Raw genomic sequence first — 24704 nt, forward strand, 5'->3', positions numbered from 1 at the left:
CTCGTTCACCCGTGTTCGCCTTCGTCCGTGTTCGCCGTCCCGAGGGGCGGGAGCCCGAGGATCTCCCGGAACCGGGCGGCGAGGCGCTCGACCGTCCGGGGGTCCGTTCCTTCCGCCGCCAGCAGGTCGGCGAGCCGGCGCACCGCGTCGCGGTACGCCTCCGCCGCGTACCGCCAGTCCGCGAGCACGGAGTCCGCGTCGCCCGGCAGGAGCAGCCCGAGGGCCGTGTCCCACGCCCGGGCGACGTCCGGGGCCGGGGTCGCGGTCTCGAAGGCCGTGAACGCCGAGCGCCAGATCCGACGCGACACCGCGGCCGTGACGGCGTCGAGGGCGTCCGGCCACGGGCCGGGGCGGGCCAGCAGCAGCCGCACCTGGTCGAGCGGCGGCAGTCCGCCGGCCCGGACGCCTCCGCCGAGTTGCGCCTCGACGTCCATTCCGGGGGTGATGTCGATGCCCGCGTCCCTCAGTTCGTCCAGGGTGACGAGGTCGGCACCGGTGAACCCCGGTGAGCCGCCCGGCAGGTCGTCCGCGTTCACCTGGCCGGCGATCCACCGGCGTCGGGCGTCCTCGGACGGCGGCGCCTGGAGCGGGATGTCACCGCCGACCGTGCTGACGTCGAGTGCGGGCGCGTGCGCGGGCCCGGAGGGCTGGACTGCGGTCCCGGGCGCGGGTACAGACGCGGAGGGCTGGACCGCAGACGCGGGCGCAGGTACAGACGAGGAGGGCTGGACCGCGGACGCGGGCGCGGGTACAGGTGCGGAGGGCTGGACTGCGGGCGCGGGTGGGTTGGTCTGTGACCAGTGGGTTGCCGGGTCGTCCTGGGGTGAGGTCAGTACGAGGAGGCTCTCGTTCACCGTCGGTCGCCGGTCGAGGATCCGGAGGGGCCGCGTCGGCAGCCACACCGTCCGGGCGGCCCCCGTCCGGGCGGCGATCGCCTCGGCCAGGGCGGTGTCGCCCGCTCCCGTCCCGACGGGGACGACCGTGACGTCCCGGTCCAGTCGCGCCAGGACGGGGTCGTGGGAAAGGAGTTCGGCGATCTCCTCGTAGGGCACCGGGCGGGTGGTGCCGTCCGGCCAGGGCATGTCGACCCGTCCCGGGGTGGTGCCGCTCATGTCCAGTACGTATCCACCGGGATGGTCGTTCTTCCCGGCGTCCTTGCGGTGCCAGGGCGCCAGGGCCCCACGGCTGTTGCCCAGGCCGCCGTCGGGTGAGATCACGTAGCGGTCCGCCCACATGCGGCTCGGTGCGGGCCTCCCCGTCCAACTGCGGCCGGCCTTCGTGCCGTTCACGGAGGTGATGAGGGTGCGGTCGTCCAGCGCGCCGTGGCGTTCGAGGTCGTACGCGGCGAGCGCGGTGGGGTCGTAGGCGTCGCGGCCGTGGGCCGCCGCCGTGGCCGCCAGCAGGAGCAGGTCCGTCCGCCGGGCCTCGTCCCGCGGGTCCTCGCCGGTGGACAGGTGGAGCGCCTTCGCCGTCAGGGCGTCGGGGTCGGGGTGGTTCTCCACGCTCTCCACGGCCTGGACCGTGGCCCACAGCGCGTTCTGCCGGTCGGTCGCGGTGACCGGCGCCGACGGGTGCAGTCCCAGCACCTGGCGGGTCCACCGGTCCGGGTCGTGGCGGCCGATCAGTTCGCGGGCCCGGTCCACGGAGGGCAGGGGGACGAAGTCGGACAGTGCGGAACGGGGGTCGGTGGACAGGCGCGCCGACGCGGCCTCCAGCATCGTCCGTACGGCGTCGGGGCCGGGCGGCGCGGGCCGGGTACCGGGGGTGGTCGTCAGGCCGTGGTGCGCGCGGGTGACCCGGTCGAGCAGGTCGAGCGTCAGCTCGCCGTACTCCCGCGGGTTCCCGTCCCCACGGCGCATGACCTCCAGGGCGCCGATGCCGCGCAGCAGCCGGTCGTACGTGCCGGCCGGGTCGTCCTTGTCGTCCTCCACGTCGACGCCGAACGTGGCCCGCAGGGCGCGGACCAGTCGCAGCGCCGTGTCCCGGGCCGTCGCCGGGGTGAGCTCCGGGATCGCCCCCAGGCCGGCCCGTTCGGCCAGGGCGTCGAGTTCACCGGGGAGCGGTTCGGGGCGCAGCTTCCTCATGTCCACCGGGTCGTTCGCCGGTGTGGTGCCGATCCCGTGGTCGTGCAGCCTCCCCTTCTTCCCCCTCGTGTAGCGGCTCAGGTGCTGCCTGTCGGGGGCGTAGACCTCGCGCCGTGTCACGTTGGAGACGTCCTGGGCCGCCGACGAGACGGCGAGCGGGTCGGGGACGAACGGGGCGTTCCGCTTCAGGGCGGCCTCGGTGTGTCCCTCCGGTCCGCTCCCCCAGCAGGACAGGAGCACGATCGGGGTGTCCCGGTCCAGCCGGGACACGCTCGGGCGCCGCCGGAGGTAACCGCCGGTCTCCGAACCCCGGACCGGGACGTTGTTCTGGAGCATCCGCTCGACCATGAGGGTCTGCCCCGGAACGCCGTGGACCACGAGGAAGTAGGGCTTTCGGCCCTGCCACGGCACCGGCCGGGGGTCACCGACCGGGTCACCGGTGACCGGGTCGTAGACGGACCACTCCGTCGACCGGACCAGGTCCTGGAACCACGGCTCGAACCGGAGCAGGTCGGTCTCGTTGAGCACCGCTCGGCCGACGGGCCGGCCCTCGTCGGTGAGGGTGACCGACATGACGTCCGCGTCCGGGAGGGTCCTCCCGGCGCTCGTACGCAGGACGCCTTCCCCGGGGTCCGGCCGTCCCCCGTCCGGACCCAGGTCGTCGGGGCCACTGGCGATCCACTCGCCCACCGGCTCGCCCATCATCGTGTCCGCCAGCTCGCCCGACGACTCGTCGCCCATGTACCGGTCGTCGGTCACCTCGACGCGGTGCCGACCGGTGTCGGGGTGCGGCTTCAGGGTGGCCTCGCCACTGTGCGACCACAGCGTCCTGCGCACCCGGGCCGCCACCCTGCGCGGCAGGTCCAGTCCCATGGCGCCGGCGTGCGGCGAGACGAGCACCACCTCGGCGGCGTCCTCACGGCCCGCCAGCTCCCCGTCCTGTGCCAGCAGTTCGGCGAACTCCTCCGGTGACAGCCGCCACCGCTTGCTGCCATCCGGCAGGGCCGGCCGGATCTCGGTGTGGTCGCCGGTCTTCGTCCCGATCACGTACGGGAGGGGGGCGCCGGGGCGGTGTGTCCACGGTGACGGGCGGGGGTCCCGGTCGTCACCGTCCACCACGTCGTACGCGGAGGTGTCCACGTCCCGGGCGGGCCGGCCCGTCCAGTTCCGGCCCAGCGGGGTGCCGTCGGGTGCGGTCAGGCGGGTGGCGTCGGACAGCAGGCCCTGCCGGCCGAGGTGGTACGCGGTCAGTGACGCCGTGCCGGTCGCCCGGCCGGCGGCCATCGCGTCGGCCGTCAGCTCGTACAGTGTACGTACGTGGTTTGACAGGTCGTCGACGTCGAAGCGCACCGGGGCGGGAGGGGAGTCCGTGGACTCGCCGTCCGTGTCGCCGTCCGAGTCGTCGTCCGAGTCGGGGTCGTCCCCGGGGTTGTCGTCGAGGTGCAGGAGCTTCCCGGCGAGCCGGTCCGGGCCGGTGAAGTAGTCCGGTCTGCCGAAGTCCTCCGGGCTCAGTTCCGCCAGCCGTGCGACGGCCTCCGACAGGGGGGAGCGGTCGACCGTGACGACCGCCTGTCGCCGTGCCGCCCGCCCGGTGGCGCCGTCGATCGGGCCGACGGCGCTGATGTCCCGGCCGCCGCTCTCCGTGACGACCGTGAAGTCCTCGGCCCGGACCGTGCCGCCGCGTACGTCCGCGACGTCGCGCACGGCCTGTTCGTTGAGCTCCAGCTGACGCCGGATCTCGTCGAGGAGGAAGGCGCGTACGGCGTCCGCCCGTTGCCGGCCGACCGTTTCGGCGTGCTCGACGGCACCACCGGACAGGGCGAAGCGCGGGCCGTTGCTGTAGCCGGTGACCGTGATCGTGGGGAGCCGGAGTCCCGCCCTGAGGTCCCGCAGGCCGGACACCACGATCTGCTCGGCCAGGCCGGCGAGCCGGCGGCGCTGGTCCGGGTCGGTGATGTCCCGGTGACGGTGCTCGAAGGCGACCCGGGAGTGGGAGGAGGACGGCGCCGGGGCGGGCCCGACGGGGCGGGTGCCGTCCGGTACCGCCGTGCTCTCGGCCTCGTCGTTGTCGAGGTCGACATCGAGGGTGGGGGCGTTGTCGGGGGCGTTGTCGAGGTCGACACCGGAGGCGCGGCCGTCGTCGGAGGCGTCGGCGAGGTCGACATCAGAGCCGAGGTCGCTGTCGGAGCCGGTATCGGAGGCGAGGCCGTTGTCGAGGTCGCTGTCGGGGTCGGGGCCCGACAGCGGTGCCGTGTGCGTCGGGGTCGGGGGGACGGTGGCGGCCGGGGGCGCGGCGGGGGCGGTGGGGTCCGCGGCGTCGGAGGGGTGCAGCCGGCCGGTGCGGGCGGCGTGCAGCAGGTGGGCCAGCAGGCCGGCGGTCAGTGTCCGGTCCCAGCCCTGCCGGGTGGCGTACCGGCCGGCGATGTGCTGGAGCCCGCCCCAGGTGAGCAGGCCGGGGTCGGCGTTGCCGGCTGCCCGGAACCGGAGTCTTTCGAGGGCGCCGAAGCCCTCGATCAGCTCGTGGAACTCCGCCTCCCGGGCGGGGTCGGAGTCGATGTGCACGCCGTGGGTCAGCCGCAGGGCCCGCACCCAGTGCAGGGCGCGGTCGGTGCGGCCCGGCAGGCCGTCGGACAGTCCGCCCAGGTCCGCCAGGGCGTCCAGGGCGGCGGTCCTGGGCTCGGGCGGGAACTCCCCTATGTGACCGGCGGGGTTGTCGGGGTCGTCGTACACGATCAGGTGCGGCGGCAGACCGCCGTCGGCCTCGCTCGGTGTGATCTGCCGGTCGACGGTGAAGACGGTGCGGCGGACCTCGTTGGCGACGTACTGGGCGGAGGAGGGGTGGGTGAGCAGGTCCTGGTCGGGGCGAGTCATGGACAGTTCGCAGATCAGCAGCCACACCGGCCGGCCGGGAGCCAGCGCCTGGAGGCTCTTGCGCCGCGCCAGCACCCTGCCCAACTGCTTCGGGTGCACGGCCTGGTTGGCGTGGGTGCTGCGGCGGGCCAGGGTGGTGCGCCCGCTGTCGCCGTGGCCGACGGCGATGTACGCGTCGGCCAGGCTCCGGGGCAGGGGCAGCAGGCCGCTCTGCTTCCCGGCGTAGACGCCGGGCAGCCCTTCCATGACGAGGGTGTGGTGCCGGATGGCGGACACCACCCGCATGGCCTCGTCGCGCATCGCCATGTCGTGCGCGTCGAGGAACACCCGCCCGGTCAGGGTCTGTCCGTCGACCGTGACCAGCGGATACGAGTGGATGTCGGTGTCGGGGAAGAGGGTGCCGTTCGCGGCCCTGACGGTGGCCTCCGGGTCGTCCGGGACCAGTCCGGGGTCGGCGGGGATCCAGGCTCCGGCCGGCTCGCCGGAGGCGGGCGGGGCCAGGACCGGCACCCGGCGGCCGTCCGGGGCCGTTTCCAGCCGCAGGTCGCCATAACTGAACCAGGCGCGGGTGCCGGTGCGGTCGGCGACGGTCCGGGCGAGGGTCTCGTTGCGGCCGTCCTCGTCGGCGAGCAGGATCACCACGGGCGCGCCCGGCCGGCGCGCCGGGTCGTGCAGCACCAGTTCGGCGAACTCCTCGTCCGACACCGGTGTTCCGTCCGCCAGCAGCAGTCCCTCGTCGTTCCGCTGGGCCAGCACCGGGTGGGCGTCCGGCCCCCAGGGCGCGGGGTGGATGCCGCGGGGGTCGGCGACGACGTCCGTGTTCAGGCGGATGCCGGAACGTCCGGTCCAGTTCCTGCCGTACGGCGTGTTGTCGTCGCCGCTGAGCAGGGTCTGCTGCGGGTAGCCGTGCCGCCGGGTCAGTCCGTAGGCGGCGATGGCGTCCAGGCTGCCGCCGCGGCCCCGGCGGTGGGCGCTGCTCGCGAGGGTGAGGGCGTCGTAGTGCAGGGCCGCGTCCACCGGCGCGTCGGCCGGCAGGTGCAGCAGCGTCCGGGTGATGCCGGCCAGGTCCAGCGGGCCGCGACCGAAGCGCGGGTGCCGGGTGCGCGCGGCCTCGATCACGCGCAGCGAGTGGAACAGCCCGTCGCGCAGTTCCTGCGTGAGCGGCTGGGAGCCGAAGGTGGTGTCGACCAGCGCCCGCAGTTCCTGGAGGCGCTGCTGGACCGCGCCGTCGGTGGGCGGCGGCGCGGCGGCGGACCACGCCTGTGGTGGCGGGGCGGGGGACGGTGATGGCGACGGCAACGGCGCGGGGGTGTGCGGCTGGGGCGTGTGCGTGCCGGTGGTGCCGTCCCACAGGGCGCGCACGGCCACGGAGGAGTCGCCGCCGTCGCCCGGGCCGCCCTCGGCGACGTCCCACAGGGCGCGGGCGCGGGCCAGCGCCTCGTTCTCGACGTCGGTGGCGTCGACGGGGTTGACCTCCGCGGCGCGCACTCCGCGCGGGCGGGCGGGTTCGACACTGCGCGGATGACGGGGGCGGGGCTCGGGGCCCTCGCCGTACAGCCGGCGCAGCAGGGGGTACAGGGCGGGCTGGCGGGTGCGCACCCACTCCGGTCCTGCGTTGGTGCGGGGCAGCCCGGTGTAGGGGTCGTTGCCGCCGTTGGCCATGAGGTAGACGTTGGTGAGCTGGGCGAAGAACTCGAGCTCGTTGCGGCTGCTGTAGTTGGGGGCGCTGCGGCGGCCGTCGGCGGCGCGACTGTAGAGGGGGCCGTCGGGCCAGTTGCCCGCCTCGCCGGCCCGGGTGGTGGTGCGGAAGGTGTTGGTGATGCGCTGCCGGTCGACGGGGTCCAGGCCGTGCTGGTGGATGGTGTGGGCGAATTCGTGCAGGGTGGTCGAGTAGCCGTCGGGGTAGGCGGACTCGCCGGTGCCGACGGTGGTGCGTTCGCCGAGCAGGTTCTCCTCGGTGACGGCCGCGGTGCGCGTGCCGACGCCGCGGACGTCGTCCCAGGGGCGGCCGTCGCCGGTGACGGCGTCCCGCAGGAAGCGGAAGGCGTCCAGGGAGGTCAGGGCCTCGCCCTTGGGCACCACCAGGACCCGTGAGCCGCGCTTGAGCAGCCGCGCGGCGACGTCGGGGTCCCGCAGCATCCGGGCGATCTGGGCGCGGGCCCGGTCACCGGCGGAGACGGGCTGATCGACCCCGTCGGGCACCTGCGTCATGAGGTGCGCCGCGACCGTGGCGAACTCGGCCGGGTCGAGCCCGTCGCGCAGGGCGTCCACCAGCGCGGGATCGGCGGCCAGCCGTTCGCGGTCCGCGGGCGGCAGCGACGCCAGCGCCGCCGCGCGGTCGGCGGTGGACAGGCCGGGCAGCCGTGCGGCGAGCGCCCGGACCGGGTCCGCGGTCACCCCCGGAAGAACCCGCAGTCCGTCGGCCAGCGTGGTCAACTCGGCTTTCAAGTCGGTGAGTTCCACTTCGGTGACGCCGAGGGCCCGCCAGGTCTCCTCGTGGCGGGCGAGGGCTTCGGGGTCCAGGGTGACGGAGTCGAGCAGTTCGCTGAGCCGTACGGCGAGGGAGGGGGCGGCGCCGGCGGGCCGCGCGGAACGGTAGGCGTCCTCGTGTGCGAGGAGCGGAGTGACCGGGCGGGGGCCGTCGGCGGGGGTGCGGTGCAGCGCCCACAACAGGTCGAGCAGGTCGCGTCCGCGCAGCTCCGGGTCGGTCCCGGTGGCGAGGGCGAGGGCGGCGTCGGCCAGGGACTCCGCGGGGGCCGGCACGGTGAAGCCGTCGGCCGTGACCGTGCCGGGGGCCGGCCGGTCCACCGCCGTGACCGTGATGTCGACGCCGTTCACCGACAGGTCGAACACCCGGCCGTCGCCCGTGCCGGGCCGGACCCGCACCGACGCCCCGGGCAGCTCCCGCTCCAGTGCCGCACGTATCCCGGAGGCGGCGGGCGGGGCGGCCGCGGACAGCTGGAACTCCACGGTGCCCAGCGGCCGTTGCTGGCCGAACTGCACCCGTCCGCGGGCGGCTCCGGACAGCACCACCGGGTGGCCGAGGCCGTGCAGCACGGCGCCGACCCGGCGGGCGACGTCCAGCTTGCCGGTGTCGTCGCCGGACGACGTGGCCGGCGTGGTCGAGGGGGCCGGCGTGGCGGTGGGCGCCGACGGCGGGGGCGGGGGCGCGGGCGCCGGTGGAGGCGGGGGGACGGTCGCGGCGGTCTTCACCTGGTCGGTCCGTACGACGACGCCCAGCCGGGCGCTGAACAGGGCCGCCACGTTGGTCAGCCAGTCGGCGGCCTCCGCCGCGTCCAGACCCGGCCGGACCGTCTCGCTCATGTAGCGGCCCGACTTGTCGTTCACCACCCAGGAACGCAGCTCCGCGCTCCAGCGGAACTCACCGGACACCCGGCTGCGCCCCGGCAGCGTCCGGCCGGCGCCCTCCTCGCCGGCGGCGACGTGGCCGGCGGCGATGCCGGTGTGGCCCAGGCCGTCCAGCGCCTTGCGCAGCGCGTCCGCCGTCAGGTCGGGGTCCTTCTCCCGCATCCCCGCCAGCAGCGCGTCGAACTGCTCCGGCGTGATGATCCCGCTCAGGTCCTCCGTGCCCAGGATCACCCGCCCGTCATCGGTGACCGTGTACAGCCACACGGCGTCGCGGTTGCCGGTGATCAGCAGGTCCGGGTCGACCTCGTCCAACGGCACCCACAGCGGGTTGAGCCGTACGTCGCCGTCCTGGTCGCGTTCCTCGGCCTTGACACGCTTCGGGAGGACGGAGTCACCGAACCGGTCGCGGGCCGCGGCGTCGCTGCCGTCGTAGTGGTTGACGCCGTTGTAGTAGACCTCCGTCTGCCGGGTGGCGTTGTCGGGTCCCGCGCCGCTGATCCGGCGGGCGCCGGACGGGAAGGAACGCACCACATCGACCCGCAGATCGAACGCGTGCGCGAGCAGGGGCAGGAAGATCTCTCCCTCCGGGGTCCCCCAGCGGCGTTCCCAGTTGACGACCGCGTCCATGAGCCTGGCTGATTCCGTCTCGTCCAGCGGCGCGGTGCTCTGGGTGTAGGCGGTACGGAGGAGACGGGCCAGGGCGGTGTCGTCGAGGTCGCCGGGGGTCGGCAGCAGGTCGTGCCGCGCGAGGTGGTCGAACATCTGGCGCGGGCTCAGGTCCTCGGCCTCCGCCGCCAGTACGGCCCGGGCGTCCTCCGGGGACGTTCCCAAGTCGGTGGGGCGGGCGGCCATGCGGGCGTCCACGTACCGTCTCGCCAGGTCGGCGGGGTCGAGGGCCTCGGCCACGGGGACGCGCCGGATGCCGTGGTGGGCGAGGAGCGCCAGCATCCCGGCCCGGTCCATCCCCCGGACGCGGGCGGCGAACTCGTCGGCGACCGTCTGCCGGAACTGTCCGACGATCTGCGGGTGCAGCCGTCCGCCGCTGCGGCCCACGTAGCCCTCGACGTAGGACCGCATGGCCCGCAGGGCGACCCGCGAAGGGCCGCTGGTGGCGCCGGAGGTGGCCTGCCGGCTCAGTTCGGCGCGTACGGCGTCGGGGTTCCCGAGCCAGTCGTACGCGGCGCGGTCGGTGGCGGCGAGTCCGGACAGCCGGGTGCGGATGTGCACGGGGTCGCCGGCCATGAAGGAGTACAGGAGACACTCCCCCGTCCCGGGCACCCGCACGCGCCGGCCCCTCGCCGGACCGTTGTCGCCCTCCGGCTCGGAGAGCGTTTCGGCGGCCTTCGGCTTCGGAGCCACGGCCTTCTGCTTCGACACCGTCGGCTTCGCGCCCGGCTCCGGGACTTCCGTGCCCTTGGGCAGGGGTTCGGCCCCCTTCGGCAGGGGGTCCGTCCCCTTCGCGAGCGGCTCCTTGCCCTTCGCGAGCGGGCCCGTGCCCGTCCCCAGGGGATCCGTCCCCTTCACTAGGGGATCCACCCCCTTCGCGAGCGGGTCCGTGCCCTTCGCGAGCGGGTCCGCCCCCTCCGGCAGCGGTGTCGGCTTCGGGGGTGTCGGTTCCGTCGGCAGGGCCAGTTGGTAGTGGCGGTCGTCGAGGCTCAGGACCACGTGCGCGTCGGAGTGGGGGGACGGGCCGACGAGTCCCTGGAGGTTGCCGGTGCCCGCCGGGTTCTCGGGAGCGAAGTCCTGGAAGGTGCCGTCGCTCCCGACCACCGTGACGCGTACGCCGAAGGTGCGGGCGGCGAGCAGCGGGAGCAGGTCGGACGCGGCGTGGTTCCAGCCGGCCTCGGACGGGGCGTCGCCCCGGCGGAGGAGCTGGGTGATGGCGAGTTCGGCCCGTACCTCGGGCGTCAGGTCGACGGCGTGCGGCATCAGACCGCCGAGGCCGTCGAACTCACGGCGTGCGGGGGTGTCCGTGCCGAGGTCGAGGCCCGCCGCGGCGATCTCCTCCGCGGTGAACGCGTCGGTGTGGTCGGGGGCGACGGCGGCCAGCAGGTCCTCGTCGGCGTGGTCGGTGAGCCAGGAGGCCATCCTCCGGCGCAGGTCGGACATCGCCCGCGGATCGGCGGGGTCGATGCCCTGGGCGGCCAGCAGGCCCGGGGCGGCACGCTCGAGGCCCTGGGCGAGCGCGCGGAAGAACGCGTCGCCGTCCCTCGGTACGTCGTGGAGCGTGTACGTCCGACCCGTTGGCGAGGTGAGACCAGTACCGGTCCTGGTGTAGCGGGGCGGGGCCGGGGGCTTGGGCTTGGGTGCCTTGGGCGGGGCCTGGTGGGTCACCGCGGGCGGTTCGGCGAGGCCGTCCAGCTCCGCGCGGCCCTCCTCGGTGGCCGCGAGCCGGTGCCAGCGGGTGAGCTGGTCCGCCCCGGACCGTACCCGGTGGTACTCCGCCGCGGCCTTCTCCGCCGTGTCCCTGAGCGTGTCCAGCTCGGTGCGCCGGGTGTCGAAGGCGTCGCGTGCCGCGTCCCGGCGGGCGGTGGCCTCGTCGAGGGCCCGGCCGGGCGCTTTCGCGGACAGCAGGGCCGCGTCGAGCCGCCCGTCGGCCAGCGCCTTCTCGGTGCGCGCGGTCTCCAGCCGCAGGTCGGCCGCCTTCCGCAGTGTCCCGGCGGCCTCCTGCGCGTCGGTGAGGCGGGCCAGGGCGGCGTCCTGTTCGTCCCGCAGGAGCTCCGCCCATCCGTCGTGCTCGGGTGCGGCGCCGTACTCGTCGTCGGTGAGGGCGTCGACCTCGGCCCGCGCGGCGGCCACGTCCGCGTCCGCGATGCCGTGGTCCCGGCGGGCGTCGGCCTCGGCCTGGGTCAGGGCCCGGTCCGCGTCCTCGACGCCCTTCCGGGCGAGGTCGACCGGGCGCGTGGCCGCGCGGGCGACCCCGGCGGCCTCGTCGAGGGCGGCCTGCGCGGCGTCGAGGTCCGCGCGCAGCCCGGCGGAGGCGCGCCGCTTCTTCCAGTAGGCCTTGTCGGCGTCGACCCACGCCTTGCTCGCGCTCTCGACCGCGTCCCACGCCTTCGAGACCCGCTCGGGGAAGTTCGTGTCGGTGATGATCCGCAGTTCGCGGGCGACGTCCTCCCGGATCCAGGTGACGACGTACGCCTCGGACTCCATCGCCTGCGGACCCGACCGGGCCTTGGCGAAGGTTCCGCCCCGGATCCGGTTGGCGAGCTTCGAGTCCAGGATGCCGCGGTGCACGTCGCCGACGCCGATCCAGGTGGCCGGGACGGCGAACAGGAAGGACCGGCCCGTCTTGGGCTTGAGGTTGCGGGAGGTCAGGTGGTCGTCCCCGACCGGCATGACGTCGCCGTCGAGGTCGTTGGGGCCGGGGCCGAAGGCGCCGATCTGGTTGAGGCCCGCGTTGTCGGGCGAGTCGTACAGGAAGCCGCCGCCGAGGCTGGAGGACTGGCTGTGCTCGACGGACGACGACGTGCCGGCGTTGTCCCCGTACCGCCTGAGCACCTCCAGCTTCTTGCCGTCGGCGACCGTCAGCAGCAGCGCGCGGCTGAAGTCGGGTGCCGAGCGCAGCGTCAGCTGTCCGGTGTCGGTGCCCACGAGGGACTTCTCGGTCAGCCCCGCCACCTGGTAGCCGTCCGGTTCGGTGGTGCGCGGGAAGAACGCCGTGACCGCCGTGGAGCTGGTGCCGTCCTCCAGTGCCTGCGCCGAGCCGGTGCCGAGGCGGGTCAGCCCTGTCTCCCTGGTCCTGCGCAGGAGTGCGGTGAGGGCGGCGGCGTCGGGGCCGTCCTCGGTCTCCAGGGTGTGGAGGGGGAAGCCGACGTCGTACGCCTTCGTGAGGAGGAGGTCGCCGGCCGTGCGGATGTTCTCGATGCCGATGATCCCGCGCGGGTGCATGCCGTTCTCGGGGAAGGTGAACGGCCGGACGACGCCGTCCCCGTCCCGGACCGTCAGTTTCCCCTCCACCTCGGAGAGCGGCACCGGGCGGGGCGGGCCGGCCAGGGCGGGGTCGGCCGCCGGGTCGGGCGCGGGCAGCAGCCGGCCGGTCCCCGCGTCCTCCCGCGACCGCGCCGGCTCCATCAGACTGAGCGGCACGTGCTCGCGCAGTTCGCCGACGTCGTCCTCCTCGACGATGGTCAGCCGGCCCCGGAAACGGTCGAGGGCCGTGGACTCCGCCTCCTCCAGGTCCGGGTCGGCCGGCCCGCCGGTGTGGGGGGTGTCGTCGGCCTCCAGGGTGATGCGCATCCGGTACGGGGTGACGACCTCCGCGTGCGGTTCGGTGGACGCCGCCCGGTAGATGGTGACGGTGGTGACCGTGTGGCTGGAGGCGACCGTCTTCCGGTTGGAGCCGCCCTCGGTGTACGTGGGTCCGGCGGCCGGGACCTGGGTGTTGCCGGTGTACACCATCTGGCTGGTCAGGAGGCCCAGGTCGGCGCCGGCCGAGAACTCGGAGTTCTGCTGGGCGGTCTCGATCGCCCGCCGGTTCTCCTCCATCTCGGCGCTGTGGTCGAGTCCGTCGAACACGGGCGTCCCGGGGATCAGTTCGACGCGTACCCGTACTCGCCGGCTGCCGACGCGGACGCTGTCCCAGCCCCAGCCGCCGGCCTTGACCAGGGTCGACGGGCCGGTGGTCGTCATCTCCCCCTTGAGCGCCCGAGTGGCGCGGCCCGTCACCAGCTGCCGGATCCGCTCCCGGCTCGCGTCGTCGAGTCCGAGTCTCCCGATCCGCTTGTCGAACGCGAGCAGCACGTCGGTGGGGTCCAGCGCGTTCACCGCGTACGTGCCGAAGGCGGTGCCGCGCATCCAGGGCTGCGGTGTCCAGACCCGGCCCGTGTAGCGGGGGACGTCGCCCAGCCCGTCGTCGATCAGCCCCATCCGGTGGGCGCTCTTCTCCGGCAGGTGCCCCAGCAGACCGCCCGGGCTGGTCAGCGCGGTCCCCGCGGCCCCGGCGAGGGAACGCGGCACGAGGGCGCTGCCCGCCGCGGCCGTGCCGATCCGGCCCATGCCCAGCCGGCTGGTGAGCAGCGCGAACCAGTGCTGCACGTCGCCGGCCACGAGCACCTGGTGGGTGAAGCCCTTGCGGTTCATGTCCGCGACGACGGTGCGGACGACGCTGAGACTGCGCGTGCCGGTCCTCGATACGGGGTTGGCGACGATTCCGTACGCGCCCATGAGTCCGTGCCCGGGGTTCTGGGCGACGGAGTAGACCAGCTGGCCGCCGAAGACGAAACTGGTGCTGTTGCTGATCTTGCCGGCCGCCTGGCGGGTGCCGCCGAGCGTCATCTCGGTGTCCATGGACATCGGCGGGGTGAGGGCGCGCAGGTTCCCGACCGTCGTGGTGTACCGGAAGGTTCCCCACAGCTCGCCGTACGGCCCCTTGCCCAGCAGGCCGCTGCCCACCAGGCCGAGCGGCCCCGAACTCTGGTCGAAGCCCGACGTCAGGTGCTGGGGGGTGAAGGTGCGGACGATGGCGTCCCGGGTGGGGGCGCCCTCCTTCACCAGCTGCCAGGCGCTGCCCGACGCCGCCCGCAGGACCCGGTCCACCTCCGCGGTCAGCGTGGGTGACAGCACCACGTTCACGATGACGAACGGGTGCTGCCGGAACTCCTTGAACTGCGGTGTCCCGCGGTCGGCGAGCCGTCCGGCGGGCTGCTGCGCGTCGGGGCCCGCGGGCAGGACGAGGTCGCCCTTCGCCAGGGCGAGGGCCCGCTCGGTGTTCATGGGCGTGGGGGCGGGCTCGTCGGACAGGTACGGGTTGAGCGCCCCGTCCGCGTACGGGTCCGCGTCGGGCGTGTGCTGTACGGGGACGCCGATGAGCACCTGTCCGGTCATCGGGCCGCCGCCCCGCAGCCGGCCCTGCGGTGTGCGGCCGAAGAGCACGTTGACCGGCTCGTCGAGGACCAGCAGTCCCGGCAGGCCGAGGCCGAGGCCGCGGATCAGGCCGCGGGGCCGCCAGTAGCCGCTCAGGCTCGCGACGAGGGCGAGGTCGTAACGGTACAGGTGGGTGGGCTGGTTGGTCACCGACATCGGCTCGTTGGTGACCGTCGAGCCGAAGGTGGTCTCCGCCTCCCACTGCCAGCCCTGGCGGGCGCCGAGGGTCAGCCCGAGCGTGTTCCGGCGCAGGCCCGCCATCTCGTCGACGTTGTTGTCACGGCCCGAGAGCGTGCCCTCGAAGCCCAGGTCGAAGCCTCGTTTCACGCTCGTCTGGCCGTCGATCCGGTCGACGCCCTGGGCACTGAAGCGCATGCCCTCGTCGACGTCCTTGCCCTCGTAGCGGCGCCCGGTCAGGCTCCCGTGCACGCGGAGGGTGTAGTAGACCGTCCCGACGGAGTCGGGGTCGGTGAGCCTGACCGGCAGGCCGACCGTGGTGAGCGCCTCCAGGTTGGCGGTGACGTTCTGCTGGGACAGCACACCGAGGACCTGCAGGGTGTTCTGGAGCGCGATCCGGTACTTGACGGGATCGGTCCACCGGGGCGGCACGGGCAGGCTCTGGGCCGCTTGGAGCACCTGGTCCGGCCTGCGCTTGAGCAGATCGTTGAAGCGGGTGCGCCAGCCCTTCGGCAGGTTCGGCGGCAGCAACTGGTCCAGGGGCACCACCAGGTCCTGGTTCAGGTGCGCGAGGGCGTCGACGACGCCGTCGGCGAACTGGTCCAGCAGGGTGCGGCCGACGCCGTCCGCGGCGTCCGGGGTGACCCGGGTGCGCAGGCCGTCGTCGAAGGTGAACTCCTTCACCCGGTGCATGCCCAGGGTGCGCGGGCGGTCCACGGTCAGGTAGGGCGGCACGAACGGCGGTGCGGCGCCGTTGCGCAGGGCGAGGGTGGTCCCGTCGTCCCAGCCGGCCAGCCGCCGCGCCTCGGAGCTGGTCATCCGGTCCAGGCTCCAGGTGAGGAAGCGCGTCGGCGGCGCGTCGTCACCGGCCCGCCGCACCCGTACCGACTTCACGACCAGGTAGAGGGCGGTCCTGGGGCCCTTCACCTGTCCGGCCGACTTGAGGGTGCCGGCCGCGCCGAGTCCGACCGACCAGGTCTTCGCGTACGAGTACTGGGCGGTCGGACCGAACTGGAACCGCAGGTCGAAGGGGGCGGTGCCGGGGTCGAAGAAGTTGAAGGCGGGGCCGGCGACGGCCTGCAGCAGCAGGCTCCTGCCGTCGGCCCGGCTGCGCTCGCTGCGGACCGTCGAGGTGTTGATGTCCCGCATCTCGGCCTGGTCGGTCTCGCCGACGAGGATCGCCGTCCGCGGGATCAGCTCCTCCACGACGAAGACGCCCAGCGGTGACTTCTTCTTGTCGTCGGCGAACAGCGGCGGGGTGGTGATGCGGCCGCGCGCCATGGTGCCGCCGTGCCGCTGGAAGCTGTCGGCCGAGAAGAAGATGTCCAGTTCGGTGTAGGCGGAACTGCCGGGGAGGGCGCCGATCTGCCGGGCCGCCCAGTCGCGGATCGCCGCGACGGGGCCGAAGCCCTCGATGCGGACGAAGCGGTACTGGGAGTTGCGGTCCAGGTCGATGGAGCGGGGAATCCGGCCCGGTTTCGGGATCTTCGTGACGCTGTCGGGCAGGCGGACCAGGAGGCCCTTGCGGACGCCGAAGGAGAACCGGGCGGGCACGGCCCGGTCGGTCTCGGGGTCGGGGGTGGTGCCGGGTTCGGGGTCGATGCCCGTGACGGTCCGTCCGGCGGGGTCGGTGACGCGGAACTCGTAGTGGACGTCGTCCAGGAACGCCCGCGACTTGTCCAGCGTCCGGGTCTCCATCTGGTTCATGCGCTGGTCGGTCAGGGTGTAGCCGACCTTGTTGATGAAGCCGAACCGCAGGGCGAGCCGGCCGAAGCCGCCGAACGCCGCGGTGCCCGCCGGGCCGATCGGACCGCCGAGGCCGTACTGGGAGTTGGCCTGCATGTTCTTGGTCAGCCCGAAGGTCGCGGCCGCCCGGTGCATGCTGTCGATCTTCGTCGAGTCGCCGATGCCGTCGTCGAACGGGGCCCAGTTGCCGTAGTGCCGCGCCCTGACCCACAGGACGCGCTTCCTCCCGTCCGCGGTGACGTACGGGAAGGGGCGTCCCTCGCCGTCCGCCAGCGTCTTCGGCTTGTCCCGGAGCGTCTTGCGGACGTCGTCCAGCAGCCCTGCGCCGTCCGCGGGCCGGGCGTCCGGCCTGCGCTCCAGTTCGCGGTCGACGGTGTCCAGGGCCTGTTCGGTGCCGCGCAGGAGGACCGTGCTCTGACCGAACGTGCTCGGGTTGGCGAGGAGTTGTTCGATCTCCGCGGGGGTCAGGTCGGGCGGCAGCAGCGACGGGAGGTCGTCGACGTACGCGGGCATCCGCCGGCCGTCCGGGAACCGGGCCGGGGTGCGGCGCCTCGGCGGGGGCGCCATGGCGGGGTCGAGGCGCGGGGCGTCGGGAGACGCCGGGACCGGCTCGGTGGTCAGTGTGACGAGGGCCGTCGTCGGGTCCGGCTTCGGGGGCAGGGGCGGGCCGGGAGGAGTGACGGTTTCGCCCCCGGCCGTGACCGTGGTGGGTGACAGGTGGGCGTCCGCCGGGGACGCGGAGGCCGGCCGGGCGGCCGACCAGTCGTCGGCCTGCTGACGACGGCCGTCCGCCATGGGCAGCAGGGAGAGGACGTGCGGCAGCGACGGGTCGCTCTGTGCGAGCAGGCCCACGGGCCCCGGTGAGGTCCACACACCGCGGCCGGTCCCGGCGCCGACGAGGGCCCGCCGGTCGGCGACCCGCGGATCCGTCGGGGCCAGGGTCGGGGTGGGGGCCGTGGAGGCGAGGACGATGTCGGCCGTGCGCGGGAAGTCGTTCAGCGCCGGGTCCACCGCGAGCAGTTCGGCGATCTCCTCGTAGGGAACCCTGGCGCGGAATCCGCCGGGCAGCTCCATGATGAGGTGGTCAGGACCGGCCTCGCCCCGCACCAGGTACGGGGCGGGCTTGGTGGTGTCGGTGGTCCACGGCATCTTCGCCCGGCGCAGCGGACGGTGGCCGCCGTCCGGTGTCGCCGCCATGACGAGGGCGGCGTTGACGTCCACCGCCGCAGCCGGTGGACCCGGCGCCCAGCTCCGGCCGGCCGGGGCGTCCGAGTCGTCGAACAGCAGGGTGTCCGGCGCGAGGGCGCCCAGGGTCTCCAGGTGGAACGCGCCCAGCGCGACCGGGTCGTCCACGTCGACGCCGACGGCCGCCGCGCGCGCCACCAGGTCCAGGAGGTCGGACAGCCGGGACGGGTCGGGCCGGTCCAGGTGCAGCACCCTGCCGGTGAGGGCGCCCGGGTCGGGGGTCCTGCTCTCCCACTCCAGGGTCTTCACGGTCGCCCAGAAGAACCGGGCCCGCTCGGGCGCCCCGATGACCACCTGGTCCGGGTCGAGCCCCAGGAACCGGGCGGCCTCGTCGTTCACTTCCTCGTCCGTGAGACCGTCCAGCCCTTCGGCCACGGTGGTCACGTGCGGCAGGGTCACGAGGTCGGTGAGCACGGCGCCGGGGTTCACGCGCAGGGCGTCGGCGGCCCTGGCCAGCAGGTCCCGGTAGGCGTCGGGTCCCAACTCGCCGGCCGGGTCGCCGTGTTCCGTCGCGCGGATCTCGCGGGCCGCGCGCTCGAACAGGTCCATGGAGAAGGGCACGGTGTCGCGCAGCACCGGATCGGCGGCACGCAGGGACTCCAGCGCGCCGATCCCCGCGAGGAGTTCGCCGTAGTGGCCGTCGTCCTCGATCGCCACCCCGAACGTCAGCCGCAGCGCGCGCACCAGCCGCAGCGTCCGCTCGCGGACCTCCTCCGAAGCCGGTCCCACCGGGTCGGTGTGCAGGCCCGCCGCGCGGGCGCGGTCGTCGAGCGCGGCGTCGTCGGGTTCCGGCCGGTGCTTCACCCACTTCCCGCGCCGGCCCCGCGAATCCATGATGATGTAGTGGCCGACCCGGCCGTCCTTCTCGAACTTGAAGCCGACCTCCTGGGTGGCGCCGTAGACGGTGCGGCCGGTCTCGTTGGCCGCGTCCTGGCTCTGGCTGACGTCGGCCAACGGGTCGGGGACGAACGTGTCCGTGACCAGCTTGCGCCTGCGGGTGATGCCCGGCGGTACCGCCGCGAAGCACTCCTGCATCACGATGGCCTGGTCCTTGGGGAGCCGCGCCACGCTCGGACGGCGCCTGAGCATGCCGCCCGCCGCCCGACCCCGTTTCCGGTGGCGGGGGTTCGACCGGGTCGGCAGCGCCGTCTCGCCGGGCGAACCGTGCGCGGCGAAGACGTACACCGGCTCGCCGGCGAACGGGACGGGCTCGTCGTCCTTGACCCAGGTCCCGTCCTGCCGGTTGACGTGGTAGAGCTCGGTCGCCGTCGCCGAGTGCCGGATCCCCGGCAGCAGCCGCGCGCGTTCGCCGTCCTCGAACACGGCCCTGCCGATCGGCCCCTGGTCGGTGACGATGGTGTGGGACCGCAGGTCCTGTTCCCAGAAGGGGGCGCGGGCGGACTCCGCGGGGTCGGGCAGCAGGCCGGGGGAGCTGCGGATCCAGTCGGTGCGGTCACTGCCCCGGCCGCTTCGCAGGGGTACGACGTACGGGTGGGAGGCGCTGCCGTCCGGGCCTTCGGCGACGTCCACGGCCCCGTTGGCCGCCCAGACGTCCCTGCCGGTCCGGTCCGCCGCCCGCCGCGGCAGCTCCAGGCCTCCTCCGCCGGCGTCGGAGACGAGCAGCAGCACCGGCACGTCCGCCGGGAGTCCGCTCAGCTCGGGGTCGAGGGCGAGGAGTTCGGCGAACACGCCGAGGGGAACCTCGCGCGGGGCGCCGTCGTGGCCGCGTACGACGACGTGGTCACGGTCGCCGTCCGCCCGCACGACGTAGGGGTCCGGGCCGCCGGGCCGGTGCCAGGGCGCGGGCCCCACCTCGTCGCGTGACAGGCTGCCGTCGGCCCGGGGTCCGGTCCTTCCCGTACGGGTGAGGTCCAGGTCGTCGATCCCGTCCTTGCCCCGGGTCCAGTCGCGGCCGCGGGGGCGTCCGTCGGGGCCGGTGGTCAGGGCGTGGGTGGGCGACAGCACGCCCTGGCGCTGGAGGTGGAGCGCGGCGAGGGCGGCCAGACCGCCCGCCGCCCGTGCCTCCTGTGCCGTGGCCAGCCCCAGCAGCCGGCTGCGCTGCACGTTGCTCACCGGATCGGCGGGGTCCAGGAGCAGCACCCGGCGGGCCACGGCGTCCAGATCGAGCGGGCCGGATTCCAGCAGGGGGTCGGCCCGGCGGAGCCGGTCGAGGCGCGCGAGCCCGTCGCGGATGTCCGGGTACAGGGGACTCGACGTGACGTCGGGGCCATAGATGTCCGCCAGCAGTTCCCGGTGCCGGACCTCCTCCGGGGTCGGCTCCTCCCCCCGGTCCCCGTCCGCGTCGTCGTCCTGGTGGTCGGACAGCGGCGCGTCGAAACCCTCCAGCAGGCCGTCCAGGCTCGGCAACGGGATGTCGAGGCCCCCGACCGGTCCGGGATCGAGAAGGTCGGCGAGTGCGGCGGGCGGCTCGGCCGGGACCTCGGTCACCTGGCGGTCCGCGAAGGTGACGTCGTCCACCCCGGTGCCGCCGGTGCCGGGCGCGGTGAGGTCGCCGGGCCGGACCGCCGCCCAGTCGGCCGCCGCGGGACGCCCCGGCGCGCTGGGCAGGAGGGAGGGGACGTACGGCCGGGACGGCCCGGTCGGGGCCAGGCTCACGCTGCCCTGCGAGGCCCATACGGTACGGCCGGTCCCGACGCTGACGACGGCCCGCGGATCGGTGTCCGGGGTGCCGCCGGCGGCCGGTCCGGTGGCGGCCGGGGCCGCCTTCGGGACGGCCAGGACGACGTCCGTGGTGTCCTGCGGACGGGTGTTGAGCACCGGGTCGCGGGCCAGCAGCTCGGCGACCTCGTCGTAGGGGACGCGGGCGCGGAAGCCGCCGGGCAGGGTCATGAGGAGGTGGTCCCGGCCGCCGCCCGCCCACACCAGGTAGGCCGGTGATCCGCCGGGGGCGCTCCACGGCGGGCGTTCCTGGCCCACGGCCTGGTAACCGCCGCCCTGCTGCGGGGCGGCGACGACGACACGGTCGGTGAGCGTGGTCGTAGCCGCGTCCGGCGGGGTCGGGGACCAGCGTCGCCCGGTCGGCACGCCGTTGAGGTCGAGCAGCTGGGTCCGGGGCGCGAGGGCGCCCAGGGTCTCCAGGTGGAAGGCGCCCAGCTCGGTCGGGTTGTCCACGTCGACGCCGACGGCCGCCGCCCGGGCGACCAGGTCGAGCAGCTCGGGCCGTCGGGCCGGGTCGGGCCGGTCCAGGTGCAGGATCCTGCCGGTGAGGGCGTCCGGGTCGGGTGTCCGGCTCTCCCACTCCAGGGCCTTGACCGTCGCCCAGAACAGCCGGGCCCGCTCGGGCTCCCCGACGGCCGCCGGGCCGTCGTCGAGGCGCAGGACGCGGGCGGCCTCGGTGTCCAGGTCCTGGTCCGTCAGCCCGCCCAGCCGCCGCGCGGCGGCGGTGACGTGGGGCAGGGAGACGAAGTCGGACAGCACGGTGTCCGGCCCGCGGCGTACGGCGTCGGCGACGTCGGTGAGCAGGCCCCGGTAGGCGTCGGGGCCGGTGTCACCCGGCCGGCGGGCGTGGGCGGCGCGCTCGAACAGGTCCATGGAGAACGGGCCGAGGTCGCGCAGGGCCGGGTCGGCCGCCCGCATGGTCTCCAGCGCGCCGATCCCGGCGAGGAGGTCGCCGTACCGGCTGTCGTCCTCGACCGCCGCGCCGAACGTCAGCCGCAGCGCGCGGACCAGTCGCAGGGTCCGTTCGCGGGTGGCGTCCGTGACCGGCTGTTCGGGGTCCGTGTGCAGGCCGGCCGCACGGGCGCGGTCGTCGAGCAGGGCGCCGACGGGTTCCGGCCGGTGCTCCACCCACTTCCCGCGCCGCCCCCGCGAGTCCGTGTAGAGGCGGTGGACGAACGTCCCGTCCGGTCGCGTCGCGAAGCTGACCATGTGGGTGCCGCCGTACGCCGTGCGGCCGGTCTCGTTGGCGACGTGCTGGCTCTCGCTGACGACCGCCAGCGGGTCGGGGACGAAGGTGTCGTCGATGCCCCTGCGGGTGCGGACGATCCCCGGCGACGCGGCGCTCGAGCACGCCTCCATCAGGACGGCGTGGTCCTGGGGGAGCTGAGCCAGGCTCGGACGCCGCCTGAGCATCCCGCCGGTCTCCCGCCCGCGGGTGTGGTGCCTCGGGTCCGCCGTGGTCGGCACCCGGGTCGCGCCCGGCCGGGCGTGGCCGCTGAAGACGTACACCGGCTTGCCGGCGAACGGGACCGGCTCGTCGTCCTTGGCCTCCTCCTTGGTGACCGGGTTGTAGTGCCACAGCTCCGACGACTCCGTCGCGAGCTTCAGCGCCGCGATCCGGCGCGGGGCCTCGGAGTCCTCGAACACGCCTCTGCCGATGGTCGTGCCCCCGTCGCCGACGACGCTGTGCGACAGCACCTCGCGCTCCCACTCCGGCGCGTTCTCGCGCTCCGCCGGGTCGAGCACCTGGCCGGGGGTGCTGCGGATCCAGTCGGCGCGCGGCACCCCCTCCCCGTACAGCAGGGAGACGACGTGCGGCCGCGACGGGTCGCGCTGCGGGGACACCTTCACGGTGCCGTTGGCCGACCAGACCTCCCGGCCGATCCGGTCCGCCGCCTGGCGCGGCAGGTCCAGGCCGCGGGCACCGGCGTCGGGGACGAGCAGCACCACGGGGGTGCCCGGGGGCAGCCCGGCCAGCCGGGGGTCGCGGGCCAGCAGTTCGGCGAACACGTCGATCGGCACCTGGCGCGGGGCGCCGTCGTAGCCGCGTACGACGATCCGCCGGTGGTCGCCCTCCGCCATGACGACGTACGGCTTCGGCTCGCCGGGCCGGTGCCAGGGCGCGGGCTCCACGTCGCCGCGGCCCAGGGTGCCGTCGGGCTGCCGGAACACCTTCCCCACCTCGGTGAGGTCGAGGTCGGGGATCGTGGCGTTCGTCCAGTTGCGGCCCCATACGGCGCCGTCGTCGGCGGTCAGCGCCTGGGTGGGGGACAGTGCGCCGCGGAGCTCCAGGTGGAAGGCGGCCAGGGCGGCCAGGCTGCCCGCCGACTCCACCGCCGGGTCCATCGCCACCCGGAACAGCTCGCCGCGCTGCGCGTGGGTCACCGGATGGGCGGTGTCCAGGAGCAGCACCTCGCGGGTCAGGGCGTCCAGGTCGAACGGGGCGTTCCGCAGTGCGGGATGGGCCTGCCGGAGCTGGTCGAGGTGCGCGAGGGTGTCACGGAGGGCGGGGTGGAGGGGGTTCGCCGCGATGTCGGGGCCGAACACGTCCGCCAGCAGCCGGTCGTACAGCGCCTCGGTGGCCGGGTCCGGCCCGGGTTCGCTCCCGGACTCGGACTCGGACGCGTCCTGGCCGTCCTCCCAGTCCATGATCATGTCGAGCGAGTCGGGTGACCCCGGCTCGGAGGACAGGTCCGCGGGGAGCCCGCCCGGCGCCGGGGAACTGAGCGGCGTCTCGTCGACGGTGACGGGCCGGGTGACCGGCACGTCCCCGGACTCGGTGCGGACAGTCCGGCGGGGCTCGGGGATGTCGGAGGTGTCCCGGTGCGTCTCGGTCTTCGGCGCCGCGGTGGACGGTCCGGAACGCCCGGACTCCTCGGTCCCGGGGGTACGGACGTCGTCCGTGCCGGGGGTGTCCGCGGGCGACGGGTCGGGGGTGGCGGCCGGGTCGTCGGAGGGTGTGGTCTGCGGCCGCGGCTGCGGGGTGGTGCCGTTCGGCGAGGTGTGGCCACCGGGGGACGCGGTGCTCGACGGGGCGGGTGCGGTCGGGGTCGCGTGGGGCGCGGGGGTGTCCTGCCGCTCGGTCCCGTCCGCCGTGAGGGCGCCGCCGCCCGTCCGCGTCGACGACGGCTCCGGGACGGAGGAGCCGACCGTGGAGGGCCTGCTGAACGGCAGCGAGCGGTCCGTGTCGTCGGTCCGGTCGGTTTCCGGGGTCCGGGTCGCCGGCGGGTTGAGGGTGGAGAAGACGGTGTCGGTGTCCGGGGTGTCCGCGAAGGAGTCCCGGTAGGCGTCGGCGTACGCGTTCGGCACGGAGGTGGCGTACGGCGGCTTGAACGCGTTTGTCACGCCCGGGAGTTGGTACGGGTTGACGGGGCTGGTGACGGGGTTGGTGAGGCCGCCGGCCGGGTCCGGGTCCGGGAGGGAGGAGAGGGACGAGACGTCACTGATGTCGCTGACGTCACTGACATCGCTGAAGACCGACGAGGTGTCGCTGTAGACCGACGAGGTGTCGCTGATGTCGTCGGTGGAGGAGACGGAGTCGTACGGCCGGTACGGCGAGGCGGAGGGGGAGTCCGTGACGTCGTAGATGTCCTGGTACGTGCCGGGGTCGTCGTAGGTGCTGTCGTACGGGCTGTTCCCGTACCGGTTCCCGTACGTGTTCGTGTGGTCGCTTCCGCTGTCGCGGTCGTACCGGTCGCCGCCGCCCGGCAGGTCGTTGATGTCTCCGGGACCGAAGTCGAGGTTCTGGAAGAACTTGTTGTTCAGCCATTTCCCGCCGTACTCCGCGCCCGTGGAGGCCGCTTCGAAGACGAGGCCGCTGAGGCCCGCGCTGAGGAACGTGCCGGGGTTGAGCGTGAACGAGCCCAGGAAGACGAGGCCGGTGAAGGCCTCGGCGAAGGTCTCCGCCTGCCCCTCGTTGAGGAAGCTGAACGGGAGCTCGGCGGCTTCCTTCCAGAAGTTGTTGTTCTTGAAGTACTTGTTGATGAACTTTCCGCCGATCTCACCGAAGATGCCTCCGAAGAGTCCGGCGAAGGCGCCCGCGACCGCCGACTGGCCGATGTCCTTCCAGTCGAACTTGTAACGCCGGCGTTCCGGGTCGTCCGGTGCGGTCATGGAGATCAGCTGCGAGGCGAACGCGACGAACGCCTCCTGGATCGCCTCCAGCAGCACCGACAGCGGCGTGGGGACGGCGCGTCCCAGCCGCTGGAGGAGCAGCAGGATGGTGAGCGCGGTGCGCGCCTTCTGGATGGCGATCTCGGTGAGTGACGTACCGCCGGTGAAGACCGCCAGCGCGGCGATCAGCGCCAGCTCGATGTTCATCAGGATGAACTCGATGAGGATCTGGTACTTCGCCTCGGACAGCTTGATGGAGCGGTCGATCTGCCGGGAGCCGATCTCCCGGAGCTCGTCGGAGAACTTCTGCAGGTGGTTCTGCCCGTTGTCGTCGACGAAGAGCTTCATCGCGGCGACGAACTCGTCGGCGATCCGCGGCGGGAGCGAGTTCCCGGCGGTGGAGATCGCTCCCTTCATCGCGTCGGACAGGTCCCTGACGTCGTCCGCCAGCCGCTTGTAGGGGTTGCGGCTGTCGAAGCCCAGGTCCTCGTTGCCGGTGGCGACGTTCGCGCCCACGTAGACCTCGAGGAACTCCCGCAGGGCGGGCGAGAACAT

1 protein-coding gene is annotated in these 24704 nt (G+C 74.2%); it reads right to left on the bottom strand.

All coding sequences use genetic code 11. From position 1 onward, the window contains the following. Positions 1-5: 5 nt before the first annotated feature. Positions 6-24704 carry a lonely Cys domain-containing protein gene (locus tag ACH5AO_RS32330; RefSeq protein ID WP_398930915.1) on the bottom strand — a complete coding sequence of 8233 codons (24699 nt, stop codon included), beginning with the start codon at positions 24702-24704 and terminating at the stop codon, positions 6-8.

The sequence above is a fragment of the Streptomyces sp. NPDC018964 genome (assembly GCF_044390325.1).
In the GTDB taxonomy this organism is placed as follows: Bacteria; Actinomycetota; Actinomycetes; order Streptomycetales; family Streptomycetaceae; genus Streptomyces.

What these genes read in the sequence shown, in the direction of transcription:
- ACH5AO_RS32330 (WP_398930915.1), bottom strand. Translation starts at nt 24,704, where the DNA reads ATGTTCTCGCCCGCCCTGCGGGAGTTCCTCGAGGTCTACGTGGGCGCG.